Genomic DNA, 12,639 nt, shown 5'->3' with positions numbered 1-12,639 from the left:
CGGGAGCGGCAAATCCGTCTGATCCGGCCGCGCCCAGAGGCCGGCAGAACCGTGGGGTAGGAGGCCGGGATGCTCGAGATGCGACCGAATTGTGAGTGTTGTGACCGCGACCTGTCGCCGGCAACGGATGCCGCGTACATCTGCTCTTTCGAGTGCACCTGGTGTGCCGACTGCGTGCGATCCTTCCCCGGCGGAGCGTGCCCCAACTGCGGTGGCAGCCTGCAATTGCGCCCGACCCGCGCCCCGCACAAGCTGGCGGGCGCCCCGGCCTCGACGACCCGAGTGCTGTCGCCGGGATGCCGGGAGACGGCCGCGCCAGGGTCAGTCCTGGGCGGCGTCCCTGCCTGACGGTTCCGCGCCCCGTGTCGAGGGGCGCCCTGGCGGCACGGCACCGCGGAGCACGGTCGAGAGAGCGGTCGCGAGCACGGTCAGGTCCACGTTGTGGGACTGGCCGGCAAGTTCGACATGCCGCCCGAGCGGGAAGGCCGTGGCCATGGCCCTGGCCGACTCGCGGATGAACTCCGGGGCGAACTCCCCGCTGAGCACGGTCACCGGAACCCGGACAGCCTCGATCCGCTGGTAGGGCAGCAGCCCGTCACCGAGTACGGCATCGTCGTAGGCCAGGGTGGGGGCGATCGCCTCAACGGATGCCCACGCCGGCGTGTGTCGCAGGCTCGCGACCTGATCGGCCTGCAGGCCGACCCGGTCGAAGAAGAGGGCCACCGCGTCCGCCCGGCGATCGTGTGCGAGCGCGTCGGCCAGTTCGCGTGAGTACTTCAGCGCGGCCGGGTCGAGTTCGATGCTCACGGGTACCTCGTGCACGGCCAGGTCGGTGATGACCGGGCCGAGCCTGGCGGCGGCCGCGATGGCCAGGGCGCCGCCGCTGGACATGCCGAACAGGGCAGCCCGGCCGCCGGCGGCGCCGATCAGGGCCTGGACGTCGTCGATCTCGCGGTCCACCGAGAACGGCAGCGTGTCTGAACTGGCTCCGCGACCACGGCGGTCGTAGGTGTAGACGGTGAATCCGGGTGCCAGGAGGGCGGCGAGCGAGCGAAGCGGCCCGGCGTCGCGGTAACACCCGGCCCCGTCCACCAGGATCAGCGCCGGGCCGGTACCCAGCTGGTCGAACCCGATCACGGTGCCATCTCGAGAGGTGACGGTAGCCATGGTGTCTCCCTCTGGGCGCCGCGGTATCCAGGTGCCTGACGGCCCGCGAGCGCGCCCGCTGACACCGTGCACCCGGGTGAGTACGTCGGTCAAGCTCTGGCGTCGAACTCGCGGCCCCGGCATCCGTCGCCTGTCGTGTCGCGCCCCACGCGGCAACGGATCGCGGGAGGATGTGGGCATGGCCATTACTGAGCAGCAACCCTGGGTGAAGCACTATCAACCTGGCGTACCCGCCGAGATCGACTACCCCGCCACCTCGCTGGTGGAGATGCTCGAACACGCGGTCGCGGAGGCCGGTGACGCCCCGGCCCTGGAGTTCTTCGGCCGCCGCACCAGCTACGCCGAACTCGGCGCCCAGATCGACCTGGCGGCCGAGGGGCTGCGGCAGCTGGGCGTGCGGGCCGGTGACCGGGTCGCACTGATTCTGCCCAACTGCCCGCAGCACGTCGTGGCGTTCTACGCCGTCCTGCGGCTCGGCGCCGTCGTGGTCGAGCACAACCCGCTCTACACCTCACCGGAGCTGCGCCACCAGTTCGAAGACCACCAGGCCCGCATCGTGATCGCCTGGGACAAGGTGGCCGGCACCGTCCGCGACTTCCCGGCCGACATCGAAATCGACCACATCGTCTCCGTCAACCTGCTGCACGCGTTCCCCGCCATCAAGCGGCTGGCGCTGCGCCTGCCGGTGAAGAGCCTGCGCGAGTCCCGCGCGGCGCTCACGGGCTCTGCCGCCGGCACCACGCCGTGGAAGGAGCTCTTCGGCCATGGGCCGATCGACCCGCTGCATCCGCGCCCCGGCCTGCACGACCTGGCCGCGATCCAGTACACCTCCGGCACCACCGGCCGCCCCAAGGGCGCCATGCTCACCCACTACAACCTGCACTGCAACGCGCTGCAGGGTGAGGCGTGGATGCACGGCGCCGAGTACCGCAAGGAGGTCTTCTACGCGATCCTGCCGATGTTCCACTCTTTCGGCCTGACGCTGTACCTGACCTACGGCATCCACAAACAGGCCCTGATCGTCCTGTTTCCCAAGTTCGACCCGAAGACCGTGCTCGACACCATGAAGAAGACCCCGGCGACGGTGTACTGCGCCGTGCCGCCGATCTACGAGCGCACCGCGATCGCCGCGAAGGAACGGGGCATCTCCCTGCGCTCGTGCAAGTTCTGCATCTCCGGAGCCATGAACCTGCCCGATCACGTGGTGGAGCTGTGGGAGTCGGTATCCGGCGGCCTGCTGGTGGAGGGCTTCGGCATGACCGAGGCGTCGCCGGTGGCGATGGGCAACCCGTTCTATCCGACCAGGCGGCCCGGCACCGTCGGAATCCCATTCTCGTCGACGCTGATGAAGGTCACCGACCCCGATGACCCCACCGTCGAGGTGGCGCAGGGCCAGCCGGGTGAACTGCTGATCAAGGGTCCGCAGGTGTTCCAGGGGTATTGGAACAACCCGGAGGAGACCGCCAAAACCCTCACGCCCGATGGTTGGTTGCGCACGGGCGACATCGTGACGGTCGACGAGGACGGCTTCTCCACCATCGTGGACCGGGCCAAGGACCTGATCATCACCGGCGGGTTCAACGTTGCACCCACCGAGGTGGAGACGGTGCTGCGCCTGCACGCCTCCGTGGTGGATGCGGCCGTGTTCGGCAAGCCGCTGGAGCGCGGCGGCGAGATGGTCATCGCGGCCGTGGAACTGGAACCCGGTGCGACCCTGGACGAGAAGGCCCTGCAGGACCACTGCAGGGAGCACCTGGCGGCGTACAAGATCCCGCGCCGGATCGTGCAGATCACCGACACCCCGCGCACCATGCTCGGCAAGGTGCTGCGCCGCAAGGTCCGCGAGCGGGTGCTGCCCACCCTCTAGCCGCCTTCACCCGCCGCGGGTGACGCGAACGCTGCCGGAGGGTTGGACACTGACACCTCCGGCAGCCGGAGACGGTGGCGCATCGCGCCGCCGTTCGCAGCACGTGAGCGCAGAAGAGCGGGTAATGACTGACACCATCGATGAACTCGGACCGGTCGACTGGATCGTCGTGGAGTTTCCGGGCAGCAGGTTCAATGGGGCGATCGCCCCGGAGATCACGTCGCTCGTGGATCGCGGCCTGGTGAAGATCCTGGACCTGCTGATCCTCACGAAAGACGCCGACGGGTCACTGGACATCGCGGAACTCGCCGACATCGAAGACGGCGAACTCGGTGAGCTGCGGGCGCTCGAAACCGAGCTGGCCACCCTGCTCAGCGAGGACGACGTGATCATGGCGGCCGAGGCCATTGAGCCGGGCAGCACTGCCGCGCTGCTGGTCTGGGAGAACCTCTGGGCCGCCCCGTTCGGTGCTTCGGTGCGGCACGCCGGCGGTCAGCTGGTGGCCAGCGGTCGCATCCCCGTGCAGGCCCTCGCCGCCGCGATCGAAGCGGATGCCGTGGCCGCCGACACTGGGACGGGGGCCTGAGATGCCGCTGGCACGCAGACGAGTCGGCCGCCCGGGAGTCATCGGCGCCCCGGTGGCGCGCACGGCCGCCACGGTGGGAACCGCGGCGGTTGTGGCCCACGGGGTACGCCGCCGCGGAGATCGTCGGGAGGAACGACGCGACCGGCGGTGATCCGTTGAGTTCCTTGACCTCACGACACTCGCCGCGGCTCGGGCATGAGCCGCGCCCACCACGACTCGCCCCAGGGGCACGGTCGTGGCTTCGGGCGGGGATTTGGCCCCGGCGGCCCGGGCTTCGGCGGTTTCGGCCCGGGCTTCGGCCCCGGCGGTCCCCGCGGCTCCCGTCGCGCCAACCGGGGCGATGTGCGGTCGGCCATCCTCTCGCTGCTCGCCGACGGGCCCTCGAACGGTTACGGGCTCATCCGGGCCATCGAGGAAAAGACCGGCGGCGCCTGGCGCCCCAGCCCCGGCTCGATCTACCCGACCCTGCAGCAACTCGTCGACGAGGGGCTCATCTCGCCGACCGGAACCGAACGGCGCACGGACTACGAACTCACCGACGCCGGCCGGGCCTACCTCGCCGAGCACGCCGACGACCTCAAGGAGGCGTGGGGCGCCACCCCCGGGCAGTCGGACGCCGACACCGCGTTCCACGAGAGCGTCGGCAAGCTCTTCGGCGTCGTTCACCAGTTCCGCTCCGCCGCCACCGACGCCCAGCGCGCCGCCGCCACCGAGAAGCTCGACGACGTGCGCCGCGCGCTGTACCTGATCCTCGCCGACTGAACAAACCTGGAGTGAACCGTCGCCGACGGCCGGTGAACGGGACAGAATACCGGCATGTCCGCCGTTCTCAGCCTGGTCCGCTCGGCCGTGGCGCCACTCACCCGCACCCGGCTGTTCCGTGCGACCGCGCCGGCGCTGCTGCCGCCGGCGGAGCGTTTCCTCGAGCGGATCAGCCGGGGCCGGCTGCAACTGAGCGCACTGCTGGTGCCCTCGCTGGTGCTGCGCTCGACGGGAGCCAGGTCCGGGCTCCCGCGGGAGACCCGGCTGATGTACACGCCGGACGGGGACGGCCGGGCCATCGTGGCCGGCACCAGCTTCGCCCGCGCGCGACATCCGGCCTGGACCTACAATCTGATGACCCATCCGGACGCGGAAATCGTCGTACGCGGCCGACGGCTGTCGGTGCGGGCGAGCCTGATTGGCCCGGCTGGCCGGGACGCGGCGTGGGACCGGATTGAGTGCCAGTGGCCGGGCTATCGCGGATACGAACGCGACTCCGGTCGCGTGGTGCGCATGTTCCTGCTGCGCCCGGTCGCCGAGCGGGGCACACTGTCGGTACCGTGGGTCGGCACGGGGCCGACCGTCTGACCAAACCGGAGGGACAAACCGTGGCCGTGACACTGAACAAACGGGCTGTGGCGCATGCCAGGAAGCTGATCGAACAGGGCGATGTGGTGCGCGACGAACGCGACGACTGGAGCGAACATGCCCCGACGGCGGCCGACGAAAACACCTTTCTCGACACCCACGACTTCGACGACTACGCGCTGTGGCATCTGGGCGTCGACCCGGACGGGTCCGCGCACACCAAGGGGCGCTATTCCTTCCCGATCGGCGACTTCTCGAAGGTGCATCGGTGCGCCGTGATCTCGGCGGAGAGTCGCGCCGGTCAGTACGACCACGACGACATCGAGGGCGCCCTGAAAAAGCTCCTTGACCAGATCGACGCATGAACGGCAAACGGACGGTCACGACACCATGACAACCAACGACATCCCTGCCGGTGGACCAGCAGGACTCGAAGACCCGCGGCTGGTGCCCGGAGAGCGCGGGCCGGACCTCATCCTCAGCCGGAGCTTCGCGGTGGGCGTTGACGAGGTGTGGGCGACCTTGACCGACCCCGCCCGCACCACGGTGTGGTTCGGGCCCTGGGAGGGAGAGGGCGCATCCGGCGCAACCATCCGGGTGCAGATGAGTTTCGAAGACGGCGACCCGTGGGTGCCCGTGCGGATTGACGCCTGTGACCGGCCCACCCGACTGGCAGTGTCCATGCTCGAGGACCAGGGCGACTGGCGGCTGGCGGTGGTGCTCGCCGAGACGGCCTTATCGACGCGTCTGAGCCTCATCCACCACCTGACGGGGGTGGATGGCCTGGGCGAGATCGGCCCCGGTTGGGAGTCCTACCTGGACCTCTTCGAGGCCGCTCTGCTCGGAGGGCCCGGCGCCGACCGGCCGGTGCCGTCGTTCAGCGACTACTACCCGGCCAGGGCTGCCGTCTTCACCGCCCTTGCCGAGAGTTACGTCAGCGCGCCGCCCGAGCCATGACGACGTCGGCGTTGATTCTCGGCCCCATGCTGCGGTACGTCGATAGCGACTCGGCCAGCGTGTGGGTCGAAACCGCCGGGGCTGCCTCGGTCATGGTGCGGGCCGGCACCAGGAGCTGGTCGGCGCGGACCTTCGCCGTGCACGGGCACCACTACGCGCTGGTGGAGGTCGACGGGCTGACCCCTGGCGCGGCCACTCCGTACACGGTCGACGTTGACGGGGCCGAGGTCTGGCCGCCGGAGTCGTCGCCGTTTCCCGCATCCGTGATCAGCACGCTCACGCCGGACGCGCCTCTGCGGCTCGCATTCGGCTCCTGCCGCACCAGCGTGCCGCACGACGCGGCCGGCAACCGCACCCACGGGGTCGACGCCCTGCGCAGCTACGCACTGCAGATGGCCGCACGGCCGGGGACGTTCGCCTGGCCCGACCTCGTGCTCTTCCTGGGCGACCAGGTCTACGCCGACACGACCAGCGAGCAAATGCAGGAGTTCATCCGAGCTCGGCGCGACCCGAACGAGCCGCCAGGGGAGGAGCTGGCCGATTTTGAGGAGTACGCCCACCTCTACGGCCTGGCCTGGTCCGACCCGGCGAACCGGTGGCTGTTGTCAACGGTTCCCACCGCGATGATCTTCGACGACCACGACATCCGGGACGACTGGAATGCGTCGCTGAGCTGGAAACGCGAGATGGAGCAGACCTCCTGGTGGCACGGGAGGCTGGTGGCAGGACTGGGCTCGTATTGGGTCTACCAACACCTGGGCAATCTCTCGCCGGCCGAGCGTGCGACCGATGAGATCTGGCGGCTGATCGCGGTGCACGACGCCGACACGGAGCTGGATCTCAGCGACCGGCTCGACGCCTTCGTCGAGCGGGCCGACGCCGACCCGGCCAGCTACCGCTGGAGCTACAGCCGGGACTATGGAGACAGCCGGCTGATCGTCGTCGATTCCCGGGTGGCACGCCGGCTCGACCCCGCCCATCGGGCACTGGTGGACGACGACGAGTCGGGCTGGCTCGACGACCGGATGCGCGGCGGCGTCCGCCACCTGCTGGTGGGCACCTCGCTACCGTTCCTGCTCCCGACGGGCCTGCACCACCTGGAAGCCTGGAACGAGGCAACGGCCGAAGGCGCATGGGGAGAGCGCATGGCCACGGTGGCCGAGACCCTGCGCCAGGCGCTCGACCTGGAACACTGGGCGGCCTTCCAGTCCAGTTTCCGGCGGGTGGCGCAGATGGCCACCGAGGTGGCCGACGGCAAACGCGGTCCGGCACCCGAGACCATCACGTTCCTCTCCGGCGACGTGCACTACTCCTATGTCGCCGAGGTTGAACGCACGTCGGGCAGCCGCATCATCCAGGCCGTGTGCTCACCGATCCGCAATCCGTTGGCCCTGCCGCTGCGGTCGTTTTCTGCGGTGCTGTCCTATGCGATCGCGAACCGACCCAGCGAGATGCTCGCCCGGGCGGCCGGGGTACCGGCCCCGCCGCTGCGCTGGCGGGGAATCCGGGGCCCGTGGTTCGAGAACTGCCTGGCCAGCGTCGCCGAGACACCGGAGGGCCTGCGGCTGCGCTGGATCACCGGCGTCCAGGGCGACGGCGGGGAGCCCAGGGTGAGGAAGGTCGCCGCTGTCACCGTGGCACCGCGCGACTGAGTATCCTGCGTCGAGCGCCCGGTGGCGGCGCCAACGACGACACCGGCATCCTGGCGCCTACGCGCTCGCGAGCCACAGGTCGGGGCCGAAGACCTCGTAGTGGATGCGGGCGGCCGGGACCCCCGCCGTCAGTGCCTGGGCGCGCATGGCCCGCATGAACGGCAGCGGCCCGCACAGGTACACCGAGGCGTCGTCGGGGATGGTCACGGAATCCAGGGACATGAAACCGTCGTGCGCGGTGTCCCCGGCGCTCGGCGCCTCAAGCCAGAGCTCCAGCTCGGCCGCTTCCAGGATCGCGACGTCGGCGCGCATCTGTTCGCGCAGCGCCCAGCGCTCGATGGTGCTCTCAGCGTGCAGCACCAGCACCTGCCGATCCGACCCGGTCTCGACGAGCGAGCGCAGGATCGACGCCAGCGGGGTGCAGCCGATGCCGGCCGACGCCAACACCAGGGGACCGTCGCCCGTGTCGAGGGTGATGTCGCCGCAGGGGTTCGACAGGGTCAACTGGTCGCCGACCTGCACGTCCCGGTGCAGCACCGGGGTGACCTCACCGTCGTTGTCGAGCCGCACCGTGAACACCCGTGTCGAGGTGGCCGTGCCCGCCGAGAGCGAGTACTGCCGCACCTGACGGATGCCGTCGGGCATCCGCACGGTCACACCCACGTACTGGCCGGGCCGGGACGCCGACGCGGGGGTGTCGTCAGCCGGAACGAGGGTGAAGGTGATCGCATCGGTGCCGGCGGGTTCCTTGTGCGTCACCGTCCACGGTGTCAGCGGCTTGTCGCTGGCCGCGGCGGCGTACAGCCCCTTCTCCTGCTTGATCAGGGCGTGCGCCATGAGCCAGTACACCTCGGTCCAGGCGGCCGCGATCTCGGCCGTGATGACATCGCGGAGCTCGGCCGCGATGGACTGGAACAGATATGTGTACACCACGTCGTACTGCTCGGGCAGGATGCCGAGGGAGACGTGCTTGTGCGCGATGCGGGAGAGCATGATCTCCGGCGCGCTGGTCGGATCCTTCACCAGGTGAGCGGCGAAGGCGGCGATGCTGCCCGCGAGCGCCTGCTGCTGCACACCGCTCTTCTGGTTGGACCGGCTGAACAGTCCGTCGAAGAGCTCCGGATGCGCGGCGAACATGCGGGCGTAGAAGCCGGTGGCGATGGCGGGCAGCCGTTCGCCGACGAGGGGGAGCGTGGCTGTGATGAGGGGGTGGGACTGGGGTGACAGCATGCCGGCTCCTTGGTTGGTGCGCGTGGAATTGTGAGGGGGTCTCACGGTAACAATCGATTCCCCCGTTCGGGGGAGGCGAAAGCCTCTGGTCGGGCAAACCGTCGATACCGGCCACCTCGTCTAGCCGGTCGGCCGCATCGGTCGTACCCTGCCCGTATGACCAGCCGTGTGATCCACTTCGACATCCCCGTCGACGACCCGGCGAGGGCCGGCGCGTTCTACGCGAGCGTGTTCGACTGGACGATCACGCCATGGGGACCCATCCCGTACTGGCCGATGACCACCGGCACCAAGCCAGCACGTGTCACGGCCGCGGGCGGCACCGTCGTCGCCGCACGGATGCCCATCCCGACCATCGGCTGGACCGCCCGGTTCCGGGACTGCGAAGGCAACCTGATCGGCCTGATCCAGGCGGATCCGTCGGTAACGCTGCCGGGTCCGCTCGACCCGTCGGACGGTTGATCGGCATCCGCTGATGCGGTGGCGAGAAAATTCGTTGACCGAGTTTGGGACGCCTACGACCCGGTATTTCCGGCCAGAATGCGCGTGACCGGCGCCCGTGAATCGCTCTGATCAGGCATTTGGATTGACCTGCAGAAAACGCCGAGGAACACAAGGGCATTTCGGGGCCTCGGAGGACATTCTCGGCACAAAGTGAGGATGCATGCAGAATCATGTTGCAGGGTGGGCACTTCGCCCGGGCGGGCCCCCGCCCGTGGAACGTCTCCGAAGAACCGCGCCCCGCACCGCCCCCGTGCCTGACGTGGTTCGCCCTGTGAAAGACATACTGAATCTTGACTACGCCGTTTTCCCGCACACCTGTCAGCCCCGACGAAACCGAAGGGGTGACCCAGCGTGACCAGCGGGCCACACACGCCCATCATGCCCGCGTCACCCGCCGTACGGCGGCTGGCGTAGCGGTTCTCGTCGTCGGTGCCATGGTCGGAACCGGCTTTGTGTTGCAGCCGGCCATGGCCGCCCAGAACGACCGCGTCGCCGAGACGGCCGCCCTCACCGAGAGCACCGGCCTGCACTCCGAGCAGCTGCGCAGCTACAGCGCGATCGCCGCCGCGCACGCCGAGAAGGCCGCGGAGGGAACCATCGCCGGCGCGACCGCGGTCGTCACCGCCGCGCAGAACAAGGCCGACGCCACCGACCTGGCCACGAGCGTGGCCATGCTCAGCGACTACGAACAGCTGGCACCCGAGCGCATCTACGACCTCGTCGACACCACCAATACCCAGGTTGCGCCGGTGCAGTCCGCCACGGCCGAGGCCGACCGGATCGCCGCGGAGGCCGCTGCTGCTGCCGCAGCCGCCGAGGCCGCCGCTCAGGCCGCCGCCGAAGAGGCTGCCGCCGAAGAGGCCGCTGCCGCCAGCGCCGCCCAGGAGGCGCAGGCCGCGCCCCAGGCCAGCAGCGCGCCGGCACCGTCTGCGCCGTCGAACCCGAGCGGCGCCCAGGCCATCGCCAGGGACATGATGAGCGCCAGGTACGGCTGGGGTGGCGACCAGTTCGGCTGCCTGGTGAGCCTGTGGGACAAGGAGTCCGGCTGGAACGCCAGCGCGTACAACGCCTCCAGCGGCGCCACCGGTATCCCGCAGGCGCTGCCGGGCAGCAAGATGGCCTCCGCCGGCGCCGACTGGGCGACCAACCCCGCCACCCAGATCTCCTGGGGCCTCGGCTACATCTCCGGCAGCTACGGCACGCCGTGCGCCGCCTGGGCCAAGTCCGAAGCCGTGGGCTGGTACTAGCCACCCGCGATCACGTCGCACCGAACGGCCCGGGAACCTCGAGTTCCCGGGCCGTTCGGCCGTTAAGGGCCGAGATCATTCGTTTGGGTGCCTGGGCTGCCGCGAGTGCGCAGGCGGTTGTACTCTCGGGGCATGAAACGTGTGATCACGTTCGGTCTGGTTCTCGGTCAGGTGCTACTGCTCGTGGCCCTGCTGGTGATGCCGCACGGTACGGCGTGGCCATTGAACGGTTTTGTAGCGGCCTCCGCCGTCACCCTGATCGTGGTCGGCATGACGCTGGCCATCCGCGGCTCGACCACCCTCGGCCCCGCGATGACGGTGAGCCCCATCCCTCGCGACGACATGCCCCTGACCACCGCGGGGCTGTACGGCATCGTGCGCAACCCCATTTATACCGGTCTGATGGCCGGTGGCCTCGGCCTGGTGCTGATCGGGTCGTCGTTCCTGCACATCGTCACCTGGCTGGCCCTGGTTGGCCTGCTCTCCGGCAAGGCCAGGTGGGAGGAGCGGATGCTGGTCAACGAGCATCCGGCGTACTCGGAATATGCGGCGAGGGTCGGCCGGTTCTTGCCCGGTCTGGGGCGGATTCGGTGAAATCGGGAACGAAATCGCGCCCGAAACCGTTACCCCGAACATGACGACACCGCTCTCCATCCTCGACCTCGCCCCCATCGCACCCGGTCAGACCATCCGGCAAAGCTTCGCCGCCAGCGTCGCGCTCGCCCAGGCCGCCGAGAAGCATGGGTACACGCGGGTTTGGTACGCCGAGCACCACAACATGCCCACCATCGCATCGTCGGCCACGAGCGTGCTGGTGGGCCACATCGCCTCGCAGACCTCGACCATCCGACTCGGGTCCGGTGGCGTGATGCTGCCCAACCACTCGCCGCTCACCATCGCCGAACAGTACGGCACACTGGCCGAGCTCTACCCCGACCGCATCGACCTGGGGCTGGGCCGTGCCCCCGGCAGCGACCAGACCACGGCCAGGGCCATGCGCCGCGACCCGCGCGCCTCCGACCAGTTCCCGCAAGACGTGATGGAGCTGCAGGCCTACCTGCGCGACGAATCCATCATCCCCGGCGTGCGAGCGGTGCCTGGCGCCGGCACCAACGTGCCCCTCTACATCCTCGGCTCCTCACTGTTCGGCGCCGGCCTGGCCGCGGCCCTCGGCCTGCCGTACGCGTTCGCGTCGCACTTCGCGCCCGGGTCGCTGTTCGAGGCCGTCGCCACCTACCGGCGCGACTTCCAGCCGTCGGCTCAGCTCGCGGAGCCCTACCTGATGGTGGCGGCCAACGTGATCGCGGCCGATGACGCGACGGATGCCACCCAGCAGTTCGAGACGATGCGCCGCTCCCGGGTACGGAGCATGATCAGCCGCGGACCGGCCACACCGGAATACTCCGACGAGCAGATCGACGCCTTCCTCACCACGACTGAGGGCAGCAGGCTCGCCGACATGATGCGCTACACCGCCGTGGGCACACCCGCCGACGTGCGGGCGTTCCTCGACGACCTCGCCACGACCACCCAGGCCGACGAATTGATCGTCGCCCACGCCTCGCAGGGCATCGACGACCGACTGCGGTCGGTGGAACTCACCGCCGGTGCCATGCTCGGCCTGCCGGCATAACTCCTGCAATTCTGCCCGGCGCCGGCAAACAGCCGCGGAATTCCGGCTGCAGTGACCCGTTTGTTCAGGACAGGGAGTGGAGTTTCATTTTATGCAGCGGCGAGGATGAGCTCGTCGAGTCTTTCGGCGGGTGTGGCGTAGCCGAGGGTTTGGTGCAGCCGGACGGTGTTGAAGTGAGTGATGTAGCTGTCGACCTCGGCCCTGGCCGCCCGGCGGGTGGTGAAGGTGAGCCAGTTCAGGCGTTCTGTCTTGAGCTTGGAGAAGAACGTTTCTGCTGCGGCGTTGTCCCAGCACTCCATTTTCGCGCCCATCGACTGAGTGATGCCGTTCTTGCCACAGAAGCGGCGGAATTTCTTGGATCGGTACTGGGATCCGTGATCGGAGTGGAAGATCGCTCCCGGCTTCACGTGCCCGGTTGCGATAGCTTTCTGCATCGCCCGGGTGAT

At 69.2% G+C, this 12,639-nt stretch carries 15 protein-coding genes; 12 read left to right on the top strand and 3 right to left on the bottom strand.

Annotation, left to right across the window (positions count from 1 at the left end; translation table 11 throughout):
- The first annotated feature begins 69 nt into the window (after positions 1–69).
- A complete protein-coding gene (locus K2F54_RS10320; protein WP_220605786.1) occupies positions 70–348 on the top strand; it encodes a DUF1272 domain-containing protein in 279 nt (92 codons plus the stop codon).
- On the opposite strand, the gene K2F54_RS10315 is transcribed toward K2F54_RS10320, so the two are convergent.
- Positions 322–1,167, bottom strand: coding sequence for an alpha/beta fold hydrolase (locus tag K2F54_RS10315; RefSeq protein ID WP_220605785.1), 846 nt, complete (start codon positions 1,165–1,167; stop codon positions 322–324). The two genes, K2F54_RS10320 and K2F54_RS10315, sit on opposite strands and share 27 nt — an antisense overlap.
- Positions 1,168–1,345: 178 nt before the next feature.
- Between K2F54_RS10315 and K2F54_RS10310 the strand changes: the two genes are divergently transcribed.
- The 7 genes from K2F54_RS10310 (at position 1,346) to K2F54_RS10280 (ending at position 7,579) form a co-directional block, all read left to right on the top strand.
- Positions 1,346–3,034, top strand: a complete 1,689-nt coding sequence (locus K2F54_RS10310; protein WP_220605784.1) for a long-chain-fatty-acid--CoA ligase — start codon at positions 1,346–1,348, stop codon at positions 3,032–3,034.
- 124 nt (positions 3,035–3,158) lie between these two features.
- On the top strand, positions 3,159–3,620 hold the full coding sequence (locus K2F54_RS10305; protein WP_220605783.1) for a DUF6325 family protein: 462 nt from the start codon (positions 3,159–3,161) through the stop codon (positions 3,618–3,620).
- A 195-nt stretch (positions 3,621–3,815) separates the two neighbouring features.
- A complete protein-coding gene (locus tag K2F54_RS10300; protein ID WP_220605782.1) occupies positions 3,816–4,382 on the top strand; it encodes a PadR family transcriptional regulator in 567 nt (188 codons plus the stop codon).
- A 54-nt stretch (positions 4,383–4,436) separates the two neighbouring features.
- The gene (locus tag K2F54_RS10295; protein WP_220605781.1) at positions 4,437–4,970 is read left to right on the top strand and encodes a nitroreductase family deazaflavin-dependent oxidoreductase; all 534 of its coding nucleotides are present in this window, start codon (positions 4,437–4,439) and stop codon (positions 4,968–4,970) included.
- A 20-nt stretch (positions 4,971–4,990) separates the two neighbouring features.
- Entirely contained in the window at positions 4,991–5,335 is a 345-nt protein-coding gene (locus tag K2F54_RS10290; RefSeq protein ID WP_220605780.1) for a hypothetical protein, read from the top strand.
- A gap of 25 nt (positions 5,336–5,360) precedes the next feature.
- Entirely contained in the window at positions 5,361–5,927 is a 567-nt protein-coding gene (locus K2F54_RS10285) for an SRPBCC domain-containing protein (RefSeq protein WP_220605779.1), read from the top strand.
- The gene (locus K2F54_RS10280) at positions 5,924–7,579 is read left to right on the top strand and encodes an alkaline phosphatase D family protein (protein ID WP_220605778.1); all 1,656 of its coding nucleotides are present in this window, start codon (positions 5,924–5,926) and stop codon (positions 7,577–7,579) included. The genes K2F54_RS10285 and K2F54_RS10280 overlap by 4 nt, the downstream gene beginning before the upstream one ends.
- A 57-nt stretch (positions 7,580–7,636) precedes the next feature.
- Here K2F54_RS10280 and K2F54_RS10275 read toward each other — a convergent pair whose 3' ends face one another.
- Entirely contained in the window at positions 7,637–8,809 is a 1,173-nt protein-coding gene (locus K2F54_RS10275) for a globin domain-containing protein (RefSeq protein WP_220605777.1), read from the bottom strand.
- A 156-nt stretch (positions 8,810–8,965) separates the two neighbouring features.
- Here K2F54_RS10275 and K2F54_RS10270 point away from each other — a divergent pair, with 156 nt between their 5' ends.
- The 4 genes from K2F54_RS10270 to K2F54_RS10255 all read left to right on the top strand — a co-directional run bounded on the left by K2F54_RS10270 (position 8,966) and on the right by K2F54_RS10255 (position 12,193).
- Positions 8,966–9,271 carry a VOC family protein gene (locus K2F54_RS10270; protein WP_220605776.1) on the top strand — a complete coding sequence of 102 codons (306 nt, stop codon included), beginning with the start codon at positions 8,966–8,968 and terminating at the stop codon, positions 9,269–9,271.
- Between the two features lie 383 nt (positions 9,272–9,654).
- The gene (locus K2F54_RS10265; RefSeq protein WP_220605775.1) at positions 9,655–10,560 is read left to right on the top strand and encodes an aggregation-promoting factor C-terminal-like domain-containing protein; all 906 of its coding nucleotides are present in this window, start codon (positions 9,655–9,657) and stop codon (positions 10,558–10,560) included.
- 132 nt (positions 10,561–10,692) lie between these two features.
- Positions 10,693–11,154: a methyltransferase family protein gene (locus K2F54_RS10260; RefSeq protein WP_220605774.1), complete on the top strand. Its 462-nt coding sequence runs from the start codon at positions 10,693–10,695 to the stop codon at positions 11,152–11,154.
- Positions 11,155–11,194: 40 nt separating this feature from the next.
- Positions 11,195–12,193, top strand: coding sequence for an LLM class flavin-dependent oxidoreductase (locus K2F54_RS10255; protein ID WP_220605773.1), 999 nt, complete (start codon positions 11,195–11,197; stop codon positions 12,191–12,193).
- A gap of 89 nt (positions 12,194–12,282) precedes the next feature.
- Here the strand turns inward: K2F54_RS10255 and K2F54_RS10250 are convergent.
- Positions 12,283–12,639: integrase core domain-containing protein (locus K2F54_RS10250; protein ID WP_220605772.1), on the bottom strand; the 357-nt coding region annotated here is incomplete at its 5' end.

The sequence above is a fragment of the Cryobacterium inferilacus genome (assembly GCF_019599185.1).
In the GTDB taxonomy this organism is placed as follows: Bacteria; Actinomycetota; Actinomycetes; order Actinomycetales; family Microbacteriaceae; genus Cryobacterium; species Cryobacterium inferilacus.
Note: the sequence above shows the minus strand (reverse complement) of the source record. Positions and strands in the feature narration are given on the sequence as shown.

Excerpts from the sequence above, each read along its gene's own strand:
- K2F54_RS10270 (WP_220605776.1), top strand. The coding sequence starts at position 8,966 with ATGACCAGCCGTGTGATCCACTTCGACATCCCCGTCGACGACCCGGCG.
- K2F54_RS10260 (WP_220605774.1), top strand. The coding sequence starts at position 10,693 with ATGAAACGTGTGATCACGTTCGGTCTGGTTCTCGGTCAGGTGCTACTG.
- K2F54_RS10315 (WP_220605785.1), bottom strand. The coding sequence starts at position 1,167 with ATGGCTACCGTCACCTCTCGAGATGGCACCGTGATCGGGTTCGACCAG.
- K2F54_RS10305 (WP_220605783.1), top strand. The coding sequence starts at position 3,159 with ATGACTGACACCATCGATGAACTCGGACCGGTCGACTGGATCGTCGTG.
- K2F54_RS10255 (WP_220605773.1), top strand. The coding sequence starts at position 11,195 with ATGACGACACCGCTCTCCATCCTCGACCTCGCCCCCATCGCACCCGGT.
- K2F54_RS10300 (WP_220605782.1), top strand. The coding sequence starts at position 3,816 with ATGAGCCGCGCCCACCACGACTCGCCCCAGGGGCACGGTCGTGGCTTC.
- K2F54_RS10310 (WP_220605784.1), top strand. The coding sequence starts at position 1,346 with ATGGCCATTACTGAGCAGCAACCCTGGGTGAAGCACTATCAACCTGGC.
- K2F54_RS10275 (WP_220605777.1), bottom strand. The coding sequence starts at position 8,809 with ATGCTGTCACCCCAGTCCCACCCCCTCATCACAGCCACGCTCCCCCTC.
- K2F54_RS10295 (WP_220605781.1), top strand. The coding sequence starts at position 4,437 with ATGTCCGCCGTTCTCAGCCTGGTCCGCTCGGCCGTGGCGCCACTCACC.
- K2F54_RS10320 (WP_220605786.1), top strand. The coding sequence starts at position 70 with ATGCTCGAGATGCGACCGAATTGTGAGTGTTGTGACCGCGACCTGTCG.
- K2F54_RS10280 (WP_220605778.1), top strand. The coding sequence starts at position 5,924 with ATGACGACGTCGGCGTTGATTCTCGGCCCCATGCTGCGGTACGTCGAT.
- K2F54_RS10285 (WP_220605779.1), top strand. The coding sequence starts at position 5,361 with ATGACAACCAACGACATCCCTGCCGGTGGACCAGCAGGACTCGAAGAC.